The organism is Arthrobacter sp. GQ119 (genome assembly GCF_059759125.1).
In genome coordinates, this window is sequence record NZ_JCAXEA010000002.1 from 235,753 (window position 1) to 256,764 (window position 21,012).

Genomic DNA, 21,012 nt, shown 5'->3' on the forward strand with positions numbered 1-21,012 from the left:
CGCGGGCACTTTATGTCTACCGGTCGTTTGCGGCGAATCCTCCAGGCCGCCCTGAATAGGAGCCGCTACCATATAAGCTGAACATGTCGTTCATTAATCGAACGCAATGTGACTGCTCAAGGAGGAACGGTGTATGTCGTAGAAGGCATTGTGGAGCCCGGTGACCGGCGCGGCCGGACGCTGGGTTTCCCCACCGCCAATATCCCGATTGCCGCGTCTCCGGCTGCCGACGGAGTATGGGCGGGCCTCGTAGAGACCGGCTCCGACGCCTTTGTCGTTGCTGCCGTATCCATCGGAATGCGTCGGACATTCTACCCCCAGGACGGTCATCGGTTGCTTGAAGCACACCTTCTGGACGTCAACATAAACCTCTACGGACGGCGCCTCCGTGTACATCTCTTCGAGCATCTGCGCTGCCAGCAGGCGTTTTCCACGGTTGAGGGCCTCGTCGAACAGTTGCACTCGGACGTCGCGCGAACCCGTGAGTGGGCGCTCCGGTATTATCCCTGGCTTGTCGCGCCCGCCTTCAGTGACTCTCAGATGGGGGCCCAAGTGTGAACGCGCAAGCACCGCTTCCCGTTTGGGCGGTCCAGCGGGTCGCCACTTTCCTAGAAATGGAGCAGCGTAACGGCGCGCCGCGAACGAGCCCTGTCGAACTCGCCCGACGCACCGGGCTCAGCAAAAGCCTCGCGCGCCGCTGCCTGAGGCAGCTTCAAGGCAGCATCACGCCCACCCCTCGCTGACCAGGATGTAGCCGGGTGGGATTAGGCCAGGATCTTGGCGACCTCGTCCGCGCCTTGGCGCACCTCGTCGATGGTGGCCGGCAGCTGGTCCGACTTTAGACGCTGGGTTGGTCCGTTGATCACCAAAATGCCGATGAGCGCGCCGGAAGGGTCTCGGACAGGGCAGCCAACTGCGAAGAGCCCTTCTTCCAGTTCGTCGTCGAGGATTGCGTAGCCCTGCTCCCGGACCTGGCGAACCTCTTTGAGGAGTGCGTCCCGGCTGGTAATGGTCTTCCCCGTGAACCGTTCCAGTTTCTTAGGCAGCTGCGCTGCGATTTTCTCGTCGCTCTGTTCGGCGAGAATCAGCTTTCCCGTGGCGCTGGCGTGCAACGGGTAGCTTCCACCCAGGTACAGATGTGACCTGAGATAGCGTGAGCCGGAGGCTTCGGCGATCACCTCGTGGTCCCATTCTCCGCGCACCATGACAAAGCTGAATGTCTCCTTGAGCCTCTCGGCGTACTCGTCCAAAAGTGGCTGGATCCTGGCCACAACGCCGGCATAGGGATCGGCCAGCCTGCCCAGGTGCGCCAGCTGCCATCCGAGCTTGTAGCGATTGTCTTCGCGTTCAACGAAGCCCGTCTGCTCCAGGCTGAGGAGGAGGCGGAAGGCTGTCGGACGTGACATCTTTACCGATTGCGCGAGTTCGGTGACGTTGATCCCTTCCCGGTGGCGTCCGAGTTCCCTGAGCAGCACAGTGGCCTTGACTACGGATTTGTTGATGAGGTCAAAGGGCTCCTGGGCCGTGGCGGCTTCTTCGCCTGTTGGTGTTGCTTCCGGTGCCTCGGTTTCTCCCGTTGCCATTTCCGCTCCCACTCTGCGTTCGGTTAGGGCCGCATGGCCATGACTCTCGATTGCAACTTCCATCCTAGGCCCTGTCGGTTTAGCGAACTGGGCGTTCAAAACGTGGCGGAGAAATCCCTGGGCTTTCGCTGCCGCGCTCCTTTGGGCGATGGCCCCTCTGCGCGAGTCTTGACAGTGAGCAACGCAACACTCTAAATTGAACGCAGTGTTCATTTTTGAGCTATCTATCAATCCAGCCGTCGTACTGTTCGGCGCGAGTCCAAGGAAGCACCGCTGCCATGAAAAACGCACCTTTGAGTCTTTTTGCCTTTGACGTCTTCGCTCCGTCCCACCTGACATCGGGGTCCTGGCGGAACGACGGCGATCAGGGTCACCGCTATGCGGATCTTCAGTACTGGACGGGCATCGCCCGGAAGCTCGAGGATGCCGGTTTCGACGGGATCTTCTTCGCCGACAACGTCGGCTACCACGATGTCTTCCGCGGAAACGGGGATGCTGCATTGCGCGACGCCGCCCAGTTCCCGATCAACGACCCGACGGTGCTGATCAGCGGCATGGCCGCTGTGACGAAGCACCTCACCTTCGGCGTCACCTGCTCCGCAACCTATGAACCGCCCTATCTGCTTGCCCGCAAGTTCAGCAGCCTGGACCACCTCACCTCCGGCCGCTTGGGCTGGAACATCGTGACTTCCTATTCGGAGGCCGCTGCCCGCAACCTCGGAAAGGAACAGCAGCTCACCCCTCTGGAGCGCTACGACATGGCCGACGAGTACATGGACGTCGTCTACAAGCTCTGGGAGGGCTCCTTCGAAGAGGACGCTGTGGTTCGGGACGCTGGATCGGCAACGTACATCGACCCCGAAAAGGTGCACCGGATCAACCATTCCGGCAAGCACTTCACGGTGCCCGGGTTCCACCTGTGTGAGCCCTCCCCCCAGCGCACCCCGGTGCTGTTCCAAGCAGGCTCGTCCTCCAGGGGAATGGAATTCGGTGGCAAGCACGCCGAAGCCGTCTTCATCCAGAGCACCTCCGTGGAGGGTGCGAAGCGCACCGTGGCCAAGCTGCGCCAGGCCGTGGCAGACGCCGGACGCGACCCCCGGGACGTCAAGGTGGTCATCCTGCTCACCGTTGTGGTGGCACCCACCGATGAGGAAGCCCAGGCCAAGTACCGGAAGGCCGTGGAAACCGCACCAATCGACGGAATCCTGGCACGCTTCAGCGGCTGGACCGGCATCGATATGTCCGAGTACGACCTCGATACCCCCTTGCGGTCCGTCGGAACCAAGGCGGGGCAGTCCATGGTGGACATGTTCTCCAAGGCCGACCCGGACCGGGACTGGACCCCGCGTCAGATCGCGGAATTCCTCGCCGTAGGCGGGACCGGCGCCACCATCATTGGCTCCCCGGAGACCGTCGCCGCTGAACTTGCCCGCTGGCGCGACGAGGCCGACATCGACGGCATCAACCTCAGCTACACCACCAAGCCAGGCAGCTGGGAAGAGTTCATCGAACTCGCTCTTCCCGAACTGCGCGCCCAGGGCATCGTTGCCCCGGCGCGGACGGAGAACCAGGAGCCGGTGACCCTGCGGGAGAAACTCTTCGGCCAGAAGTACACACTGGCAGGCCACCCGGCAACGGCACAGCGCGCCAAGCACCTCAGCGACGCTGCCAGCTAACGCGCCGCCCAACGGAATTTCACTTAAGGATCCTTCAATGACTGAACAAACTGACGTCGTCGTCATCGGTGCAGGTCTCGCCGGCCTCATCACTGCCCGTGAGCTCGGCAACCGCGGCCACGACGTCGTCGTCCTGGAAGCCCGCGACCGCCTTGGCGGCCGCCTGTACACCGAGCGGCGCCTGGGCCAGAACCTGGAGCTCGGCGGGAATTGGCTGCATTGGACCCAGCCCCATGTCTGGGCCGAGGTCACCCGCTACGGACTGGAAGTCTCCCGTGGCCCGCGCTCGGAGGAAACGTACTGGTTGGCGGGCGACGAGGTGCGCCGCGGCAACCTGGACGACTTCATGAAGCTTATCGATCCCGGCATGACCCGGCTATTGGAAGACACCATGAAGTGGTTGCCCCGCCCGGATGCACCGCTGACAGTGGAGAATCTCGCCGAAGTCGACCAGTACAACCTGCAGGAAATGCTGGAAAAGCTGGATCTCTCCCAGGACGAGCGGAACGCGAACGAGGCCGCCTGGGTTGGCCACTTCAACGCGCCCCTGGACCAGTGCGCCTATGTCAACGCCCTGCGCTGGACCGCCGGCTCGTCCGGCCACTGGCACCTGATGCACGAGGCCTCGGCGATCTTCCGTCTGAAAGACGGCAACGACACGCTGGTGAAGGCCATCGCTGCAGATGCCGACGCCGACATCCGCCTCAACACTCCGGTGACCGCCATCCGCCACACCAGCGAGGGTGCCACGGTCAGCTACGGCGACGGTCAGGAAATCCACGCCGGGAAGGTCGTCATCACCCTGCCGCAGAACGTCCTGCACAAGCTCGATGTCCAGCCCGCCCTGTCCGACGGCAAGCTCGCCGCCAGCCGGGAAAAGACCGCCTCCCAGGGCGTCAAGGCCTGGATCCGCGTGAAGGGACCCATCAAGCCGTTCTTCGCCTACTCTGCCCAGGACAAGCCCCTCTCGGTGATCCGGACCGAATTCATCGGAGAGGACGACGCCGTGCTGGTCGGCTTCGGTGCCGACGCGAACCGCATCGACGTCACCGACGCTGAACAGGTCCAGGACGCCATCAGGGTATGGCGCGACGACCTGGAAGTCCTCGAGGTCACCGGACACAAGTGGGGCGAAGACCCATACGCGGAGGAGACCTGGCAGATCCAGCGTCCCGGCCAACTCACCAAGTACCACCGGGAACAGCAGGCCAGCGAAGGCGCACTGCACTTCGCCAGCAGCGACATCGCCAACATCTGGGCCGGCTTCTTTGACGGCGCCATTGAAAGCGGCCTGCGTGTGAGCCGGAATATCCATATAGAGCTGCTGAAGAGTGAAGAGTCAACCATGAGTACCCACTAGTCCCATCCCTTCTTCGTAAACCGGGCATCGACGCCCGCACCAAAGTCAAAAGGAAAACCATCATGGATATCACCCCAGCCACGGACGAAACTCCGGCAACGGATATCACTCCCGCCTACTACCGCCAGATCCTGGGCAAGCTGCCCACCGGAGTCACGGCCATCACCGGCGTCAACGACGACGACGAGAAACTCGGCCTGGTCGTCGGAACATTCCAGTCCCTGTCGCTGGAGCCCCCGCTGGTCATGTTCTGCGTTGACAAGTCATCCTCGACCTGGCCCAAGCTCCGCAAACTGCAGCACTTCACCGCAAACATCCTCGCCGAGGACCAGATCAGCATCTGCCGTTCGCTCTCACGCAAAGGCCCCCAGAAGTTCGAAGGACTGCCCTGCACCATCGGGCCCCTCGGCACCCCCCATCTCGACGGCGCCACAGCCTATATCGACTGCGTCGTCACATCAGAAGTCGTCGTCGGCGACCACTACATGGTCGTAGGCGCAGTCACCAACATGACCGAAGGCAGCGGCGACGCCCTGCTGTTCCGCGGCGGTAAGTTCGGCCAGTACCTGCCCATCGAAATCCCCACCCCCGAAGTAACAAGGAGCGCATCATGAGCACCAGGCAGGAAACAATTCTCAAGGCTTGGAACGGCGCTTGGGGGGACGGCGACCTTGCCGCCTTCGAACGAATCCTCGCCCCCGGATACATCCGCCGGTCCAAGTCCGGGACCGAAGACTACGCCAGTTTGCGGAAGACCATCGAGGCAATGCAGACAGCATTCCCGGATTCAGAGATCGAGATCCTGCAGATTATCGAAGACGGCGACAGGGTAGCAATCCATTGGCAGACCCGCGGCACGCACCAGGGCACCTTCATGGATGTACCCGCCACCGGCCGGAGCGTCACCGTGTCCGGTGCGTCCTTCCTCCGCTTCGAAGACGGGAAACTAGCCGAAGAATGGGTCATCTGGGACCCCCGGGAACTTCTTTCGGCCCTCGGTATCTGGCACCTGGGCGCCGGTAAGTAGGGGGAGCACCCTGCAGACATCTTTAAACCACCCGGATCGGCGAGGTTGACACAATGACGTCCTACCAGCGCCCCGGGAAAGAGCCGAAAGGAACTTTATCCATGTCCACCATCTCACTCGGGGACATTGCGGGTACCCTCCGCACTGCCCGGCTTCAGGGCGAATCCATTGCCGCGCCAACCGAGTCTTGGCCTGCCCTGGACGTTGACGGCGCCTTCGAAGTGCAAAAGATCAACGTTGATCACGCCCTCGCCAACGGGGACCGTCTCGTGGGCTACAAGCTAGGGAACATCGCAAAGGTCATGCAGGACGCCTTCGGTCTTGACCAGCCGGACTACGGTCATCTGCTTGCGAGCAGCTTCGCCTACGAAGGCACCACGCTCGAGCTGGGCAAATTCATCGAGCCGTTCGTTGAACTTGAGCCCGCGTTTGTGCTGAAGCGGCACCTCCGCGGTCCCAACACCACCGTTGCGGACGTCATCAATGCCATCGAGTACGTCTTGCCCGCGATCGAAGTTATTGACTCCCGGGTCAAGAACTGGGCCATCAGCCTCCCGGACACCTTGGCGGACAACGGCTCAACCGGTGCCATCCTGCTGGGCGGCACCCCCAGACGGGTCACCGAGGTGAACCTGAGCAATACCCGCGGCGTTCTGCGGTTCAATGACCGTGAGGTGATATCCGGCAACACCAGGAACATTCTTGGCAACCCGTTTGCCGCAACGGCCTGGCTGGTTAATCGTTTGGCGGAATACGGCGTGGAGTTCGAACCCGGACAGGTCATCCTGCCCGGCAGTTGCCTTAAGGCAGTTCCAATGAGAGAAGCAGGCCATTGGTCCGGCATCTTTGACGGCTGGGGCAGCATCGAATTTGACGTATCTGCCTAAGCGCAATTTGTAGCGGTGTGGCCGGTCCGGAAGGGCCGGCCACACCTATGTAGACAGTGATTACCAACCGACTCGAGTCCCCTCAACGGAAGGACCCCCATGCGTCTGGCCAACATCTCCAACAGGCTGATGCTCGTCACCCCCGATGACCGGGTTATCGACGTCTCGCTTCAAACCAAAGGCAAGTTCAGCCCCAGCATCCAGGAATGCTACGGACGCTGGGATGAACTCAAAGAGGTCGCTGGCGAACTGGAGTCGGCAACGGGAAGGGCGCTGTCAGAGGTTGCGCCGGAGGATTTTGGCAATCCGGTACCGCAGCCGCGCCAGGTCTTTGCGGTCGGTCTCAACTACGCCGCCCATGCAGCGGAAGCTTCGCTGGCCGTGCCTGACGACCTCACGGTGTTCACAAAGTTTGTCAGCTCCCTGACCGGACCCTACGGGACGGTCACGCTGCCACCCGGGACCGTGGACTGGGAGGTGGAACTGGTTGCGGTCGTTGGCCGCGGAGGCCGGCACATCCCCCAGGAAACGGCGTGGAGCCACGTCGCAGGTCTTGCCGTCGGGCAGGACCTGTCAGAACGCACCATGCAGGCCTCCGGGCCGGCACCCCAGTACAGCCTCGCGAAGTCGTTCCCGGGCTTCGGTCCCATCGGGCCGTTGGTGGTCACGCCTGACGAGTTCGAGGACCCTGACAACATCGAGCTCGGTTGTGCCATCAACGGCGAACAAGTCCAGATCGGCAACACCATGGACATGGTCTTTTCCGTCCCTGAGATCATCGAGCGCCTGTCCAAGGTCACGCCGCTGCTTCCCGGCGACGTCATTTTCACCGGCACTCCACCTGGAGTGGGAGTGGGCCGCGTACCTCAGCGGTTCCTGGCGCCCGGAGACGAACTGGTCACTTATGTGCGGGGCATAGGCGAAATGCGCCATCAGATGGTTTCTCAGGCATAAAGCCCCCACCGGCTCCGGCCAGCACTGGCAGGCGCGTTCTGGCAGCCAGCTCCCCTTCTGTTGAAAAGGGTGCTGGCTGCCGGTCGTTAAGCCCTTCGGGCTGCCGGAGGGACGCCGAAGGGAGCGGCGGATTTCTCCGCCGCTCCCTTCACAGCAGCGTTCTCGTTAGACCTTGGCTTCGGCCTTCTCAATGGTGCCGTCGACGCGGCGGTTCAGGTGCCAGGGGTTGGTGTCCTGGAGGGGTGCGGGGAGCAGTTCCTGGGGGAGGTTTTGGTAGGCGACGGGGCGGAGGAAGCGGTTGATGGCGAGGGTTCCGACGGAGGTGGTGCGGGTGTCGGAGGTGGCGGGGAAGGGGCCGCCGTGGACCATGGCGTGGCCGACTTCGACGCCGGTGGGCCAGCCGTTGACGATGATGCGTCCGACCTTCTGCTCCAGCGCCGGGATCAGGGGCGCCGCCGTCGGGTAGTCCTCTTCGGTGAGCTGCAGCGTGGCGGTGAGTTGGCCCTCGAGCCGGCTGATGGCGGTGAGGAGTTCCTCGGTGGTGGAGTAGCGGATCACCAGGGACGCGGCGCCGAAGATTTCCTCGTGCAGCACGTGGTTGGAGACGAAGGTGTTGATCTCGGTGCCGAAGATGGCCGGCGCGGGGGCGTTCTCGGTGCCTCCTTGGGTGCCTTGGCCCACGAGATCGACGCCGGCTGCGGCGCCGAGCGCTTCGGCGCCGGCGTTCCGGGATCCGGCGATGCCTGCGGTGAGCATGGTCTGCCCGGCGCAGGCGGACACGGCGCGTGCGACGGCGGCGGCGAGTTTGTCTCCTGCCTCGCCCGCGGGGGCGAAGAGCAGGCCGGGGGAGGTGCAGAGCTGGCCGGAGCTGCCGGTAACTGCGGTGACATACTGCTGGGCCAACGCGTCGATGTGTGCGGTGTCGATGTGTTCGGCGGAGCCGTTGAGGGCGCCGGGGAAGACGAAGACCGGGTTGAGTGAGGACATCTCGGCGTAGACGGGGATCGGCTCGGGGCGGGCCGCGGCGGCTTGCATCAGCGAGACGCCGGCGGCGCGGGAGCCGGTGAAGCCGACGGCCTTGATGGCCGGGTCGGAGACGAGGGCCTGGCCGATGCTGGCGCCGGGGCCGTAGATCAGGGAGAACACGCCGGGGTGCAGCCCGGCGTCCTTGACGGCTTTGACGACTGCCTGGGCGACGAGTTCGCCGGTGCCGGGGTGGGCGTTGTGGGCCTTGAAGACGACGGGGCAGCCGGCGGCCAGGGCCGAGGCGGTGTCTCCACCGGCCGTCGAGAAGGCCAGCGGGAAGTTGCTCGCGCCGAAGACGGCGACGGGGCCGAGCGGGATCTGGCGCTGGCGGATGTCGGCGCGGGGCAGCGGGGTGCGGTCCGGGAGCGCGGGGTCGACGCGCACGCCGCGGAAGTCGCCCTGGCGGACGACGGTCGCGAAGAGGCGCAGCTGGCCGGTGGTGCGGGCCAGTTCGCCCTGCAGCCGTGCCGCGGGCAGGCCGGTTTCCTGGCCGGCGCGGACGATGAGTTCCTCGCCGAGGGCATCGATGTTGTCCGCGATCGCGTCCAGGAAGCCGGCGTGGGTTTCGGGGTCCAGGGTGCTGAAGGACGGGAAAGCCTCGGCCGCGGCAGCGGTTGCCTCTTTGAGCTGGTCTTCGGTGATCAGCGTGTAGGCGGGCTCGAGCCGTTCATTCGTGGCCGGGTTGAATCCGAAGGTGGTCCCATTTTCGCCGGCGACCTGCTGTCCGGCGATCAGTGAATGTCCGGTAAGCGGCATTGTTTCTCCTAAAGGTGGGTAACTGCTGATGTGGGCAGCGCTGACATATAGGTGCGGTGCCCGTGGCAGACCAAAGCCCGAGTAAATCTTCACATATTGAACGTCGTATTCAATTTTAGGTATAACGCCGATCACTGTCAAAGGAGGCGCTTGCGGTTTCCACCTGTGGCCTCCTGGCGGCAACATCCCCGGCGGTTCTGCCCCGCCCGCCACGGTGGAGCCAGCCCTATTCGCCGAACATAAGACTTGACAGGAAGCGCTCAAGTTCCGGATTGGGAAGGTTTGCTGACTCTCGGGTCTCGGATTCCCCGGTGTAAAGGTAAAGGCCTTCCCATGGCGAGCAGGTCAGGCCGCCGGCCGCCACGTAGGCGGAGGGTTCCCCTGAGTGTCGGGCCTGCTGGGTCGCCGAGGTCGTGCTGCGTATGCGGCCGAAGGAGATCGACAGAACGCTGTGGGCGATGGTCATGAGGCTTCCTCTCTGAAGCAATCCCTCTGAATGACGATGGGCTCCAACGCGAGCCACTTTGAACGTGACGTTCAAGCAGTGAACGTGGATTTAGTATGCCATGGGGCACAGTATGCGCGCAAGGCACGGCCCCCTCGCTGCATTTCCTTTTGGTTTCGGAGGAATTTCGGTGGCGTATCTACGTCCCCTTCCTGGGCGTTCGCCACAAAAGACCCTTGCGCGACAGCGAGCCCTGGGCAATAATTGAGCGAAGTGTTCAAGAAATGAACATCGCTTAGTACCATCCGATCTGGCTGGGCCCCGGGCTGGGCGACCTCCGTAGGGCAACAGCCACCGGTGGACCGAGTGCCAAGCGCAGGAAACATGGCGCGACGGCGCCAGTGAAACATCCTCAGTTCTTACCTCACGATCTGGCCCGTCCCACCACCAGCAGACAGGAAGCCTTATGTCCTCACAGCTCAGCGGTGTGCTCACCGCCCTCGCCACTCCATTTACAGCCGACGGCAGCATCGACGAGCCAAAACTGCGCCTGCTCGTGGACCGTTCCATCGACGGGGGAGTCGACGGCGTAGTGGCGTGTGGTTCCACTGGTGAATTTGCCGCGCTCAGCACGGATGAACGACGCCTGGTCGTGGAGACGGTCGTTGGCCAGGCGGCCGGTCGGGTGCCGGTCGTGGCGCAGACCGGGGCCACCAGCACCGCCGAAGCCATCCGACTGTCCCGGCACGCGCAGGAACGCGGGGCCGACGTCCTCATGCTGGTCACCCCTTTCTACGAGCCGCTGACACTGCCCGAGACCACCGGGTATTTCCGCGCCGTGGCCGAGGCTGTGGAGCTGCCGGTCATGCTCTACAACTACCCGTCAGCCACTGGAGTCAACCTCGACCCCGAAACAGTGGGGAAACTGGGCCGCGAGGTGGAGAACATCCGGTATGTCAAGGACTCCAGCGGCAACATGGAACAGGCCACCCAGCTAATCCACGAGCACGGAGAGCACATCACCACCATCATCGGATCGGACAGCCTGGTCCTGGCCGCCCTGGTGGAAGGGGCCACCGCAGTGATGGCCGGTACCGCCAACCTCGTGCCGCGCGAGATCGTGGCCGTCCAGCGGGCCGTTGCCGCAGGTGACTTCGCCGCTGCCCGAAAAGAGTGGAACCGCATCTACCCGCTGATCAGTGCCATCGTCTCCGCGCCCTACGTGCCCGCGCTTAAGGCGGGCCTGGAAGCGCTCGGTCTTCCTGTCGGCACGCCCCGCCGGCCCACCGCGGACCTCGACCCTGCGTCCCTGGCCCGCATCGAGGAGCTCATTAACGAACTCCAGCTGCAGGCGGCTTACGCCTGAAAGCCCGAACGCCGGCCGCCGCAGGTCCGGTGGTCAGTCCGGGCCGACAGCCACAGCACAACGACCCTTTCACCATCCAGCAACTATTGAGGAGTAACAGACTATGACGTCTACAGCAACGACCACCTCCGGCACCGTTCGACGCGCCGACGAACCATCCTCGCTTTTGGCCGCCGACGCACTGCCGCCGGCCCAGCACTTCATCGCCGGAGCGTTCCGGGCAGGAACCTCCAATGAGACGCAGGCCGTGGTGGACCCCTGTACCGAGGCTACTGTCTGCGAGGTCGCCCAGGGCACCGCCGCCGACGCCGACGCCGCCGTTGCCGCGGCGCTCGAGGCAAAGCAGGCCTGGGGCCGCACCACGCCCAAGAAGCGCGCAGAGATCCTGCTGGCCATTGCCGACCGTCTGGCCGAGAACGCAGACCTGCTGGCCCGACTGGAAGCACTGAACACCGGCAAGCCCCTGATGGTGGCCGAGGACGACATCGCCGGGTCCATCGACTCGTTCCGCTTCATGGCCGGGGCAGTCCGTGCCACAACCTCCCTGGCAGCCGGGGAGTACGCAGAGGACCACCTCTCGGTCATCCTGCGCGAACCTCTGGGAGTCGTCGGGGTCGTGACCCCATGGAACTACCCCCTGCTGATGGCAGCATGGAAAATCGCACCCATCCTCGCAGCGGGCAACACGATCGTGCTCAAGCCCTCGGAACAGACCCCGCTGACCACGCTGAAATTCGCTGAATTGACTGCGGATCTGCTGCCGCCAGGTGTCTTCAACGTCGTCACCGGGCTTGGACCGGTGATCGGCGCACGCCTGTCCGAGCACCCCGACGTGGACATGATCGCGCTGACCGGCTCGGTCAACAGCGGCCGCGCCGTGGCGCGGGCGGCTGCGGAGAGCGTCAAGCGCGTGCACCTGGAACTGGGTGGCAAGGCGCCGGTAGTGATCTTCGAGGACGCCGACCTGGCCGCCGCAGCCGAGTCGCTGCGCGCCGCCGGATACTGGAACTCCGGCCAGGAGTGTGGCGCCGGTTGCCGTGTGCTGGTCCACGAGTCCGTCGCCGAGCGTTTCACACAGCTGCTCGTCGAGCAGGTGGCAACCCTGGTGGTCGGGGAGCCGACCGCCGGCGCCGACGTCGAAATGGGCCCGATGATCTCGAAAGCCCACTACGAACGCGTGCTGGGCCACCTCGAGCGCGCCAGGGCTGCCGGCGCGAAGGCCGCCCTCGGTGGCGGCGCCCTCGAAGGACCGGGCTACTTCATCGCCCCGACAGTGTTGACTGAGGTCCCGGAGGGCGCGGCCTGCACACTCGAGGAGATCTTCGGACCCGTCGTGACCGTCGAGACCTTCGCTACGGAAGAAGAAGCAGTCACACGGGCCAACCAGGTGCCTTATGGCCTCGCCGCCTCGGCATGGACCCAGAATCCGCAGTTGGGCCACGATATCGCCTCGCGCCTGGACGCAGGCACAGTTTGGATCAACTCCCACCTGGTTTTGGCCAATGAGATGCCGTGGAGCGGCTTCAAGAGCTCCGGTTACGGGCGCGATCTGTCGGCCTACGCCTTGGATGACTACTCGCGCACCAAGCACGTCATGCATAACAAAGCGCGGTAACACGCGCATCCCTGACCGTCGCTGACGCCCCTCCCCGAATGCCCTGCAGGCTTGGGAGGGGCGTCAGCGGCGTTTCGGGAGAGGAAGCACAGGCGCCTCGACGGCCAGGCGCACTCCAGCTCCTGCAGGAGTGATTCGTCGACTTTGACTGTTCAGATGCCCTGAAGCGCCCCCGAAGAGCACCAGAGTGCCGCGGACGCGCAGCGCGTCCAAGGTCCTTCGAAAGTGTCTTTGTCCCGGCGAAGTTCAGTCCCGCCGCTGCCACTCGCACCAACGGCCTGTGATGGACTCTTAAGTCCTTGCTGACCGCAGTCGCCGTCGCCTGCTTAGGCCGGGTAGGCCGGGTAACTGTCCTCGAAGTAAAGCCCGGCCCACGGCGCGCAGGTGAGCACGCCGGGAGTGCTATTGAGCTGATGCGTGCTGGTGGCCTGCTCGAGAGTCTGGTGGCCAACACCGTGCGTGCGGCGGGAATGTCCGAAGGCGCAGAAAAGGATTCGGTGAACGGTGCTCATGGTGTGCTCCTCAGGTACAGCTGGGAACCTGCGGTTCCAGTGAAGATTTCCAGGGATCCGGAAACCGCCTTTGGCTTGCCGGGTATAAATTGAACGTAACGTTCATAGAATGAACGTTCTTCTATTGTGTCCCATTTCACCCTCCGTGACAAGCGGCTTCTTCACTTGCCGACCGCGTCCGAGCCTTCTTTCTCCATCGCTCGCCGTTCGATCCAGGACCAGGACATGCACACATACCCCGTCATCAGACGAGCCCGCCGAGGCTCCCACCCGCCTACCTTGCCAGCCCTTACTGGTCCAGGCTGGCACGGAACGACGCGGTCAGGGTGCTCCACAAAGACGGCCGAGTAAGCTCCGGGCGAATCGACATGATTGCCGCCGACCGGAGCGTGCTCTGGATCATTCAGGACGCCGGCCGCGGTCGAGTCATGATCTGCAGCGCCGACAAGCCATCGGTCATTAAGACCGTGCCGGCCGAGGATAACCGCCTGTAGTGGAGCCCATGCAAGGTACTTCTGCGGCGAACAGAAAAGTCCGCAGCACGCTGACGGGCGTGCTACGGACTTTCTTGGCGCTCGAGTGACTATGCGCCGGTCTTAAACCATGCATCCACTGCTTCCCGATTCGCAGGTGTCTCCAGCCACTTGCTGGCTCCTTCGGCGGGATCCTTCGCTTCGCTGACTGCCAGCATCAGGGAGGCGTACTGCTCGTCAGTAAGTTTGGAGTTTTCCATCCAGCCGCGCACGTCTGCGTGCTTCTCAGCGAATTCTTTGGAGAGCACGACGTAGGAGCCATCGGGCTTCGGCCAGCCCTGGCGGTCGTCTTCAAGGGCTTTGATCGGCATGGAGGCAAAGGCCCAGTGCGGGGTCCAGAGCGCTACAACCACAGGCTTCTTGCTGTTGACGCCGCTCTTGAGTGCGGCAAGGGCAGCGGGCGTGCTGCCTTCGATGATCGCCAGCTTGTCCTTGGCTTCGTACTTTCCGAGGACGTCCGGGAGTATCTTCATTTCGCCCGAGCCGGCTTCGATCCCGATGATCTTGGATTCGTATTTGTCAGCGTTCCGGACCAGATCGGAGATCGTATTTTCCTCGACGAAATCCGGGACAGCGAGCACGTTCTGATCGTTGTCGAAATACGGCTTCTCCGGGATCACGAGGTCGTCTTTGTACTTCGAAATGTAGGCCTCGTGCGTTGAGGGCAGCCAGGCGTTGAGGTAGCCGTCCAGGTCGCCGCGGGCGATGCCTGAGAATCCGGCTGCCAGATCCACGCTGGTGGTTTTGACCGTGTAGCCCTTTTCCTTCAGGAGCACTGACCATAGGCCGGTAACTGCAACGGTATCGTCGAAGCCGGGAACAGTGGCGAAATTGACAGTCTTGTCGCTTCCGTCGCTTCCTCCGCTTCCTCCGGGGGTGACCCCGGAGCAAGCGCCGACGCTGACGACGACGGCAGCGCAGGCTATTGCAGTTTTGATCATGTTTTTCAAAGATGGCCTCCTAATGGTGTTGGGTTGGTTGCTACTGAACCGCAGCGGTTGCATCGGCACTGATGCGCGGTGCGGCCTTGGCCGCAGCGCGTTCCTTCCGGAGCCGTTTGCTCTTGCGGAGCACTCCCGGCAGCGAGCTTGCGCCACCGGTAACACGGTCCAGGTATACGGCCAGGATGACGACGGCGAGGCCGCCTTCGAAGCCTCGGGCGGTGTCCAGTTGGGCGACGCCCTGGACAACGACGCCTCCCAGTCCTCCTGCTCCTACAAGGCCGGCCACGACCACCATGGATAGCGCAAGCATGATGACCTGGTTGACGCCGACCATGATTGATGGGAAGGCCAGGGGAAGCTGAACATCGCGCAGGATCAGGCTCTTCTTGGCGCCAAAGGCCTGGGCCGCTTCGAGGAGTTCATGGTCCAGCTGACGGATGCCGAGCTCGGTCAGGCGTACGGCGGGAGGAATGGAGAAAACGATGGTCGCTGCGATGCCGGGCACCGTTCCCACTCCGAAGAAAAACACGGCCGGGATGAGGTACACGAAAACGGGCATGGCCTGCATGAGGTCCAGGATCGGGCGCATGATGGCGCTCACGGAGGAACTCAGAGCCGCCCAGATCCCCAAGGGGATGCCGATCAGGAGGGCAGCAGCGACCGAAACGAGCACGATAGCCAGGCTGGCCATCGTTTCGAGCCATAGTCCCATGGAGAGGATGAGTAGGAAGGCGATGGCCGAGAAGATGATGATCCCCAGGCTTCGGGTCATGAATGCAGCCACGGCGGTCAGCAGCGCAACTATTACCAGCGGGTGCAGGACGATGAGTGCAAATTCAACGCTGCCAACTATTTGGCTGGTCAGCCAGGCAACACCGTCGAAGAACCAGCCAAGGTTTGCCAAGAACCAATCAATGAGGGTTTCGAACCACCCTCCAACATCAAGATTCATGGACAGACTCCTTTGGAGAGAGTGCGGCGAAGACTTTTTTCGCCGTGAGTTGGCCGACGACCAGACCCTGTTGATCGGTGACATGGAGCCGATCGAAACCGGCGGCGAACACCGGCAGCAGATCGGCAATGACTGTGGTGGTGGTGACGTGCTTTACGCGCGATGAGGCGTCGTCCGTGGTCATGACGGGCGGCGCTCCCGTGTTGCAGCCGTCTTCATGGTCCGCCCCGGAGAAGGGCTCTGCCAGCATGCCGGCATGGAGGACCTTGCTGCGGTTCACTTCGGCTACAAACTTTTCGATATAGGGGTCGGCGGGGGTTTCCAGAAGGTCCAGCGCAGTCCCGCGCTGGATCTGCTTGCCTTCCTTCATCACCATGATCTGGTCTCCGAGGTACATCGCTTCGTCCAGGTCGTGCGTCACGAACACAATGGTCTTCTTGAAGTTGCGTTGCAGTTGGATCAGCAACTGCTGCATGTCCTGTCGGATGAGCGGGTCAAGGGCACTGAAAGGCTCGTCCATCAGCAGGATCTCGGCGTCCGTTGCCAGCGCCCGCGCCAGGCCGACGCGTTGCCTCATGCCGCCGCTCAACTGATCGGGCATTGCGTGTGTCCGGTCACCTAATCCGACAAGGTTCAGGGCCTCCGTGGCTTTTGCTTCGCGCGTTTGCCTGTCCACGCCGCGCACCTTTAAACCGAATGCTACGTTCTGCAACAAGGATTGATGGGGGAAAAGCCCGAAGTGCTGGAACACCATGTTGATGGTTTCGTTCCTGAACGCCCGGAGCTTAGCCGGGTCGAGAGCTCCAACATCGTTACCATCGATAACGATGGAACCCTCCGTGGTATCGATGAGCCGGTTCAGCATCCGGATAATCGTCGACTTCCCGGAGCCAGACAGGCCCATAATGACGAATATCTCCCCACGCTTGACCTCGAAGGAAACGTCGTTGACGGCCCTGAATCCGTTCTGAGGGGAAGACTTGCGAGAAAGCAGGGATCTGGCCCTCGGAGGATAGAAGATTTTGGTGAGGTGCTCCACCTTGATGAAGGGGGCTTCAGAATTCATAGCGTCCTTGCGATCGTGTGTAGGTGCTTCGAGATGCATGGCGTTCACGGGTTGCTCCTGACTTCGTCGTCGGGGTTCCAGGGGTTCACGGCTTAGGCCTTTTCGGTGAGTGCGGGAGAGGGCCATTGGGTGTATTCGCCGAACTTTCCACCCCGGAACACGAGTGCGTCGCCTGTTCCGGCCTCCATCGCCGTCACTGCGCCCACAATCATGTAATGATCACCGGCGACAACTTCGGAGAGAACCTTGCAATCGATCCAGGCTGTGGAGTTGAGAATCCGCGGGGTGCCCAAGGTGCTTTCCTCGTAGTCGATGCCTTGGAACTTGTCCTCGCCCTTGCGTGATAGCGTCCTGCAGACCCTGAGTTGTGCTGTGGAGAGGATGTTGGCCGTAAATCTTCCCAGGGAGCGCAGTGCGGGCCAGGTGCTGGAGGACTTGTCGACGCAGAAGGTGACCAAGGCTGGCTCCAGGGACAGGGACTGAAAGGTCCCGACGACGAGCCCCGTGGGCTTCCCGTCGTTGGCAAGGCCGGTGATCGCCACGACTCCTGTGGGAAGAAGTCCGAATACTTGGCGGTAGGCAGTGGGGTCGACTCCTGGAGGGGTTACCAATGCGGTGACGCTCATGACCGTTCTCCTTGGAGGGCTTTGGCTGAAAGGGAATCGCGGTAGACGGCTCCGGGGTGATCGTCGGCAAGCCGGGACTGGCCGGCACCGAAGAGGTGTTCGCGGAGTGTTGACCCCTCGTAGCCCGTGCGCATGACGCCGCGGCGCTGGAGTTCGGGGACAACATAGTCCGTGAAGTCCTTGATGTCCTGGTACTTGACTGCGTGCGCGACGTTGAAGCCGTCGATTCCTGTCTCCTCCATCCAGGAGGTCAGTTCATCGGCTACTTTCTCGGGCCCTCCCACAATGACAGGCGAGGTTCCGCCGATACCGATGTACTCCGCAATGTCGCGCGGCGTCCATTCCTTGTCCGGATCCATTTTGGAGAAGATGTCCACCATGGTCTGGCCGGCGTTGGTCTTGACATGGCGCAGGGGAACGTCCGGATCAAACGTGGACATATCCAGCCCGCTCCAGCCGCTGTACCGGGCCATGGCGCCTTCGTAGGAGACCAGTTCGCGGTACTCCTCGTACTTCTTCTCGGCGTCGGCATCCGTGGGCCCGCTGATGACGGTGATCATCTGCAGGACGGCGATGTGGGTGGGATTCCGTCCGGCATCCGCGGCCTGCTCGCGGAGCTTATCGACCTGCTGCTTCAGTCCGGGCTTGGAGGTGGCATTCATGAAGACGGCTTCGGCAGTGGCCGCCGCCAGGGCCACGCCGCGGCTGGAACCGCCGGCCTGGAAAATCACAGGGGTGCGCTGCGGTGACGGCTCGCACAAGAAGATGCCTGGCACGCTGAAGTGCTTGCCGGAGTGCTCTATAGCGTGGACCCGCTCCGGGTCGATATAGGTGGAGGAGGCGGCGTCTGCGACAGCCGACTGCTCTTCCCAGGAGCCCTCCCATAGCTTGAGGGCCACCTCGATGAACTCCTCGGCCACTTCGTACCTGTAGTCATGGGCGGGCTGGACGCCGGTTCCGAGATTCTTGGCGGCACTGTCAGCGTACGACGTGACAACGTTCCAGCCGATTCGCCCGTCGGTGAGGTGGTCCAAGGTGGCGAACTTCCGCGCCAGCGAGTACGGGTGGTCGTATGCAGTGGTGGAGGTTACCCCGAACCCAAGATGCGTCGTCGCCGCGGCCATGGCGGGAATAGCGAACGAAGGGTCGTTCGCCGGAATCTGTGCCGCGTCTTTCAGGGCAGCGTCGACGCTTCCGCGGTAGACGTCGTGATATCCGACGTTGTCGGCGAAGAAAATCCCGTCGAAACACGCCTGTTCAAGCATGCACGCATACTCCACCCAATACTGCACGGACTTGTACTGGCTGCCGCGATCATCGGGGTGCCTCCACAGGCCGGCTGACAGATGGGCCGGACCAGTGAAGTCGAATGCGAAGAGTCTCATTTGGTTCATCGATATGCTTTCTATACGTTCAATTTCTGAACGAGCTGATTACCTTCTGAACAAAAGAATAGAGTGGCAGAGGTCACATCGTCAATAGGTGACTGGCAGGAGGCGCGTCATCTTGGCATACTATTGACGCGGTGTCCCAGCTATCATTGTTTTGACCATAGCGTTCATTTAATGAACGAGCGTTAAGACGAGCGAGTCGCATCACGACTTCGTCATGCAACCAACAAACAGGTCACTGTGGACCCTCTACGCAACGGAGCCAAATGTCTTTACCTGAAGTTATGGCAGCTGCGGTGCTCACAGGCCATGGCGGCCTGGATAAGCTCGACTACCGGACCGACTTTCCTGTACCCCGCCCGGGGGAAGGTGAGGTCCTGATCGAAGTCACCGCCGCGGCTATCAACAACACCGATATAAATACGCGGATCGGGTGGTACTCCAAGGCTGTGGCCTCCGATACCAATGCCGGCGGCACGGATGGGTTTCCGACAATCACCACTGCCGATGCGGCGTGGTCGGGTGAGGCCATGGCATTTCCCCGGATCCAAGGTGCGGACGTATGCGGACGCATCGCCGCTGTCGGTGAGGGCGTTTCCGGGGAACGGATCGGGGAGCGGGTCCTCGTGCGGAACATGCTGCGCAGCTATGTAGGGTACCGTCCCTTCGAATGTTGGACACTGGGGGGCGACTGCGACGGCGGGTTCGCCCAGTTCGCGGTCGCGCCGGACCGTGAGACCCACGCTGTGCAGTCTGACTGGAGCGATGCGGAGCTGGCCGCCATTCCCTGTGCCTATTCGACGGCAGAAAACATGATGCATCGCGCCGGCGTCGGGGCGGAGCGGGTATTGGTGACGGGCGCATCTGGCGGAGTCGGTCTCGCCGCCGTCCAGCTCGCGAAACGCCGCGGCGCCACTGTGATCGCAGTCTGCTCCCCGGCCAAGGCGGCCGACGTCCTTGCCGAAGGCGCTGACCTGACGCTGGAGCGAGGAACGGACCCGGTCAGCGCGCTGGGACAGGGCTCCGTCGACGTCGTAATCGACATCGTGGGCGGATCCCAAACCGCGGATCTTCTGGAACTGTTGCGCCCGGGCGGCCGGTACGCGATTGCCGGAGCCATCGGTGGCCCGCTCGTCGAGATTGATCTGCGGACCGTGTACCTGAAGGATCTGAGCCTTCTGGGATGTACTTTCCAGGACGATGAAGTGTTCGAAAACCTCGTGGGGTACATCGAGCGCAACGAGATCCGTCCCGTGGTCTCCAAGACGTACCCACTGTCTGAGATTTCACAGGCGCAGCAGGATTTCCTCACCAAGAAGCACACCGGAAAGCTGGTCCTCCTCCCACCGTCCGTCATGCCCGCAAACTCAACGCTCGACACCAACAAAACGGAGGCCGCGCGGTGAAGATCTCACGCATCGAACTTTTCAAGGAGTCGTTCGACTCGTCCATCGTCAGGATCACCTGCGACGACGGAACGCATGGTTGGGGTGGAAGCACCCCTTTCGGATCGACTTACATCGCCTCCCATGATTTCGTCCATCTACGCGGGTGCCCCTGAAGACATGCGCCGTAGGGTTGCCGAACACCGGGCCCGCGGATACCTCGGCCATTCCATCAAGATCGGAGCCCTCGACAGCGAAGGGGGACGATGCGCTCGATGCCGAGCGCATCGCCGCCTCCCTGGCTGACAGGCGCCCTGAACACTTATCGTCAGTCCGGCGGCGCGTGCGATGTCGCGGTGGCGCCTTCCGGGTGTCGATGAAGTATTCACCGGGAAGGGGTCCTTCCCCCGAACGTCCCGGGACTGGGCATAGACGTCAACGAGAACGTACCCGGCGAACCCGTAGCTATCTGGGGCGACTACCGACCGCGCTGGCGACTGGCGTTTCCTGGGCAAACGTCAGTCGCCTCCCAGGCCCAAGCCACGGCGTGCTTCCGGGCTGTCTTCATAGACGCGCCATTGGGACAGCTGGTCGCCTTGAATGACAGCTGTCCAGAGTGCAGGCCCCTCCAGTTCGGGATGGCCGGGACACACGGATTGCCCGGTAATAGCGACCACATGACCATTCGTCGTAACGGCTTCGAAGACGTTCCGGTATCCCGGGAAAGCGTCGAAGAAACCGCGCCAGGCATCCAGGCACGCCGCCCGTCCGGCGATCTCCGTGCCGGCGGTATCGACGAACGTGTGGTCCTCCGACATCAGGTGGGCGAGCCCCTCCACGTCCCTCGCACTGATGCATTCGTTGAACCGAATTGCCAACGCTTCGCCCTCAGTCATGGCCGCCTCCTG

Annotated in this window: 22 protein-coding genes; 12 read left to right on the forward strand and 10 right to left on the reverse strand. The window is 62.7% G+C overall.

Annotated features, from left to right (window positions below):
• Positions 1 to 129: 129 nt before the first annotated feature.
• Both AC6CH3_RS03005 and AC6CH3_RS03010 read left to right on the forward strand, forming a co-directional pair.
• Positions 130 to 558: a riboflavin kinase gene (locus AC6CH3_RS03005; RefSeq protein ID WP_498131042.1), complete on the forward strand. Its 429-nt coding sequence runs from the start codon at positions 130 to 132 to the stop codon at positions 556 to 558.
• Positions 559 to 614: 56 nt separating this feature from the next.
• Entirely contained in the window at positions 615 to 743 is a 129-nt protein-coding gene (locus tag AC6CH3_RS03010; RefSeq protein ID WP_498131043.1) for a winged helix-turn-helix domain-containing protein, read from the forward strand.
• Between the two features lie 21 nt (positions 744 to 764).
• Here AC6CH3_RS03010 and AC6CH3_RS03015 read toward each other — a convergent pair whose 3' ends face one another.
• Positions 765 to 1,583, reverse strand: a complete 819-nt coding sequence (locus AC6CH3_RS03015) for an IclR family transcriptional regulator (RefSeq protein WP_498131044.1) — start codon at positions 1,581 to 1,583, stop codon at positions 765 to 767.
• Positions 1,584 to 1,861: 278 nt separating this feature from the next.
• Here AC6CH3_RS03015 and AC6CH3_RS03020 point away from each other — a divergent pair, with 278 nt between their 5' ends.
• From AC6CH3_RS03020 to AC6CH3_RS03045, 6 genes are all read left to right on the forward strand, one after another.
• On the forward strand, positions 1,862 to 3,259 hold the full coding sequence (locus tag AC6CH3_RS03020) for an LLM class flavin-dependent oxidoreductase (protein ID WP_498131045.1): 1,398 nt from the start codon (positions 1,862 to 1,864) through the stop codon (positions 3,257 to 3,259).
• Positions 3,260 to 3,296: 37 nt separating this feature from the next.
• Positions 3,297 to 4,619 carry a flavin monoamine oxidase family protein gene (locus AC6CH3_RS03025; protein ID WP_498131046.1) on the forward strand — a complete coding sequence of 441 codons (1,323 nt, stop codon included), beginning with the start codon at positions 3,297 to 3,299 and terminating at the stop codon, positions 4,617 to 4,619.
• A gap of 62 nt (positions 4,620 to 4,681) precedes the next feature.
• Positions 4,682 to 5,233: a flavin reductase family protein gene (locus tag AC6CH3_RS03030; RefSeq protein WP_498131047.1), complete on the forward strand. Its 552-nt coding sequence runs from the start codon at positions 4,682 to 4,684 to the stop codon at positions 5,231 to 5,233.
• Positions 5,230 to 5,646, forward strand: a complete 417-nt coding sequence (locus tag AC6CH3_RS03035) for an ester cyclase (protein ID WP_498131048.1) — start codon at positions 5,230 to 5,232, stop codon at positions 5,644 to 5,646. The genes AC6CH3_RS03030 and AC6CH3_RS03035 overlap by 4 nt, the downstream gene beginning before the upstream one ends.
• 101 nt (positions 5,647 to 5,747) lie before the next feature.
• Entirely contained in the window at positions 5,748 to 6,533 is a 786-nt protein-coding gene (locus AC6CH3_RS03040) for a 2-keto-4-pentenoate hydratase (RefSeq protein WP_498131049.1), read from the forward strand.
• A 99-nt stretch (positions 6,534 to 6,632) separates the two neighbouring features.
• Complete coding sequence (locus AC6CH3_RS03045) at positions 6,633 to 7,487, forward strand: fumarylacetoacetate hydrolase family protein (RefSeq protein ID WP_498131050.1); 855 nt, start codon at positions 6,633 to 6,635, stop codon at positions 7,485 to 7,487.
• Between the two features lie 165 nt (positions 7,488 to 7,652).
• On the opposite strand, the gene AC6CH3_RS03050 is transcribed toward AC6CH3_RS03045, so the two are convergent.
• Together AC6CH3_RS03050 and AC6CH3_RS03055 are read right to left on the reverse strand one after the other, a co-directional pair.
• Entirely contained in the window at positions 7,653 to 9,269 is a 1,617-nt protein-coding gene (locus tag AC6CH3_RS03050; RefSeq protein WP_498131051.1) for an aldehyde dehydrogenase (NADP(+)), read from the reverse strand.
• Positions 9,270 to 9,495: 226 nt separating this feature from the next.
• Positions 9,496 to 9,735 (reverse strand): hypothetical protein, encoded by a 240-nt coding sequence (locus tag AC6CH3_RS03055; protein WP_498131052.1) that lies wholly within the window; start codon positions 9,733 to 9,735, stop codon positions 9,496 to 9,498.
• A 445-nt stretch (positions 9,736 to 10,180) separates the two neighbouring features.
• Here AC6CH3_RS03055 and dapA point away from each other — a divergent pair, with 445 nt between their 5' ends.
• Both dapA and AC6CH3_RS03065 read left to right on the forward strand, forming a co-directional pair.
• Positions 10,181 to 11,080: a 4-hydroxy-tetrahydrodipicolinate synthase gene (gene dapA / locus AC6CH3_RS03060; RefSeq protein WP_498131053.1), complete on the forward strand. Its 900-nt coding sequence runs from the start codon at positions 10,181 to 10,183 to the stop codon at positions 11,078 to 11,080.
• Between the two features lie 103 nt (positions 11,081 to 11,183).
• Entirely contained in the window at positions 11,184 to 12,695 is a 1,512-nt protein-coding gene (locus AC6CH3_RS03065; protein WP_498131054.1) for an aldehyde dehydrogenase family protein, read from the forward strand.
• Between the two features lie 326 nt (positions 12,696 to 13,021).
• Here AC6CH3_RS03065 and AC6CH3_RS03070 read toward each other — a convergent pair whose 3' ends face one another.
• A complete protein-coding gene (locus AC6CH3_RS03070) occupies positions 13,022 to 13,207 on the reverse strand; it encodes a hypothetical protein (RefSeq protein ID WP_498131055.1) in 186 nt (61 codons plus the stop codon).
• Positions 13,208 to 13,575: 368 nt separating this feature from the next.
• Between AC6CH3_RS03070 and AC6CH3_RS03075 the strand changes: the two genes are divergently transcribed.
• The gene (locus AC6CH3_RS03075; protein ID WP_498131056.1) at positions 13,576 to 13,701 is read left to right on the forward strand and encodes a hypothetical protein; all 126 of its coding nucleotides are present in this window, start codon (positions 13,576 to 13,578) and stop codon (positions 13,699 to 13,701) included.
• Positions 13,702 to 13,790: 89 nt separating this feature from the next.
• On the opposite strand, the gene AC6CH3_RS03080 is transcribed toward AC6CH3_RS03075, so the two are convergent.
• From AC6CH3_RS03080 to AC6CH3_RS03100, 5 genes are read right to left on the reverse strand one after another with little or no spacing between them, the layout of a single operon-like run.
• A complete protein-coding gene (locus AC6CH3_RS03080) occupies positions 13,791 to 14,681 on the reverse strand; it encodes a glycine betaine ABC transporter substrate-binding protein (RefSeq protein ID WP_498131141.1) in 891 nt (296 codons plus the stop codon).
• Between the two features lie 40 nt (positions 14,682 to 14,721).
• Positions 14,722 to 15,636, reverse strand: a complete 915-nt coding sequence (locus tag AC6CH3_RS03085) for an ABC transporter permease (RefSeq protein WP_498131057.1) — start codon at positions 15,634 to 15,636, stop codon at positions 14,722 to 14,724.
• Positions 15,626 to 16,741 (reverse strand): quaternary amine ABC transporter ATP-binding protein, encoded by a 1,116-nt coding sequence (locus AC6CH3_RS03090; RefSeq protein WP_498131142.1) that lies wholly within the window; start codon positions 16,739 to 16,741, stop codon positions 15,626 to 15,628. Before AC6CH3_RS03090 ends, AC6CH3_RS03085 begins: the two co-directional genes overlap by 11 nt.
• A 53-nt stretch (positions 16,742 to 16,794) precedes the next feature.
• Positions 16,795 to 17,328 carry a flavin reductase family protein gene (locus AC6CH3_RS03095; RefSeq protein ID WP_498131058.1) on the reverse strand — a complete coding sequence of 178 codons (534 nt, stop codon included), beginning with the start codon at positions 17,326 to 17,328 and terminating at the stop codon, positions 16,795 to 16,797.
• Positions 17,325 to 18,722: an LLM class flavin-dependent oxidoreductase gene (locus AC6CH3_RS03100; protein WP_498131059.1), complete on the reverse strand. Its 1,398-nt coding sequence runs from the start codon at positions 18,720 to 18,722 to the stop codon at positions 17,325 to 17,327. Before AC6CH3_RS03100 ends, AC6CH3_RS03095 begins: the two co-directional genes overlap by 4 nt.
• Before the next feature lie 263 nt (positions 18,723 to 18,985).
• Between AC6CH3_RS03100 and AC6CH3_RS03105 the strand changes: the two genes are divergently transcribed.
• Positions 18,986 to 20,125: an alcohol dehydrogenase family protein gene (locus tag AC6CH3_RS03105; protein WP_498131060.1), complete on the forward strand. Its 1,140-nt coding sequence runs from the start codon at positions 18,986 to 18,988 to the stop codon at positions 20,123 to 20,125.
• 497 nt (positions 20,126 to 20,622) lie between these two features.
• On the opposite strand, the gene AC6CH3_RS03110 is transcribed toward AC6CH3_RS03105, so the two are convergent.
• Positions 20,623 to 21,000, reverse strand: coding sequence for a nuclear transport factor 2 family protein (locus tag AC6CH3_RS03110; RefSeq protein WP_498131061.1), 378 nt, complete (start codon positions 20,998 to 21,000; stop codon positions 20,623 to 20,625).
• Positions 21,001 to 21,012: the final 12 nt, after the last annotated feature.

Excerpts from the sequence above, each read along its gene's own strand:
- AC6CH3_RS03040 (WP_498131049.1), top strand. The coding sequence starts at position 5,748 with ATGTCCACCATCTCACTCGGGGACATTGCGGGTACCCTCCGCACTGCC.
- AC6CH3_RS03105 (WP_498131060.1), top strand. The coding sequence starts at position 18,986 with ATGTCTTTACCTGAAGTTATGGCAGCTGCGGTGCTCACAGGCCATGGC.
- AC6CH3_RS03020 (WP_498131045.1), top strand. The coding sequence starts at position 1,862 with ATGAAAAACGCACCTTTGAGTCTTTTTGCCTTTGACGTCTTCGCTCCG.
- AC6CH3_RS03010 (WP_498131043.1), top strand. The coding sequence starts at position 615 with ATGGAGCAGCGTAACGGCGCGCCGCGAACGAGCCCTGTCGAACTCGCC.
- AC6CH3_RS03055 (WP_498131052.1), bottom strand. The coding sequence starts at position 9,735 with ATGACCATCGCCCACAGCGTTCTGTCGATCTCCTTCGGCCGCATACGC.
- AC6CH3_RS03085 (WP_498131057.1), bottom strand. The coding sequence starts at position 15,636 with ATGAATCTTGATGTTGGAGGGTGGTTCGAAACCCTCATTGATTGGTTC.
- AC6CH3_RS03090 (WP_498131142.1), bottom strand. The coding sequence starts at position 16,741 with ATGCATCTCGAAGCACCTACACACGATCGCAAGGACGCTATGAATTCT.
- AC6CH3_RS03110 (WP_498131061.1), bottom strand. The coding sequence starts at position 21,000 with ATGACTGAGGGCGAAGCGTTGGCAATTCGGTTCAACGAATGCATCAGT.
- AC6CH3_RS03015 (WP_498131044.1), bottom strand. The coding sequence starts at position 1,583 with ATGGCAACGGGAGAAACCGAGGCACCGGAAGCAACACCAACAGGCGAA.
- AC6CH3_RS03095 (WP_498131058.1), bottom strand. The coding sequence starts at position 17,328 with ATGAGCGTCACCGCATTGGTAACCCCTCCAGGAGTCGACCCCACTGCC.
- AC6CH3_RS03035 (WP_498131048.1), top strand. The coding sequence starts at position 5,230 with ATGAGCACCAGGCAGGAAACAATTCTCAAGGCTTGGAACGGCGCTTGG.
- AC6CH3_RS03065 (WP_498131054.1), top strand. The coding sequence starts at position 11,184 with ATGACGTCTACAGCAACGACCACCTCCGGCACCGTTCGACGCGCCGAC.
- AC6CH3_RS03075 (WP_498131056.1), top strand. The coding sequence starts at position 13,576 with ATGATTGCCGCCGACCGGAGCGTGCTCTGGATCATTCAGGACGCCGGC.
- AC6CH3_RS03030 (WP_498131047.1), top strand. The coding sequence starts at position 4,682 with ATGGATATCACCCCAGCCACGGACGAAACTCCGGCAACGGATATCACT.
- AC6CH3_RS03080 (WP_498131141.1), bottom strand. The coding sequence starts at position 14,681 with ATGATCAAAACTGCAATAGCCTGCGCTGCCGTCGTCGTCAGCGTCGGC.
- dapA (WP_498131053.1), top strand. The coding sequence starts at position 10,181 with ATGTCCTCACAGCTCAGCGGTGTGCTCACCGCCCTCGCCACTCCATTT.
- AC6CH3_RS03045 (WP_498131050.1), top strand. The coding sequence starts at position 6,633 with ATGCGTCTGGCCAACATCTCCAACAGGCTGATGCTCGTCACCCCCGAT.
- AC6CH3_RS03100 (WP_498131059.1), bottom strand. The coding sequence starts at position 18,722 with ATGAACCAAATGAGACTCTTCGCATTCGACTTCACTGGTCCGGCCCAT.
- AC6CH3_RS03050 (WP_498131051.1), bottom strand. The coding sequence starts at position 9,269 with ATGCCGCTTACCGGACATTCACTGATCGCCGGACAGCAGGTCGCCGGC.
- AC6CH3_RS03025 (WP_498131046.1), top strand. The coding sequence starts at position 3,297 with ATGACTGAACAAACTGACGTCGTCGTCATCGGTGCAGGTCTCGCCGGC.
- AC6CH3_RS03070 (WP_498131055.1), bottom strand. The coding sequence starts at position 13,207 with ATGAGCACCGTTCACCGAATCCTTTTCTGCGCCTTCGGACATTCCCGC.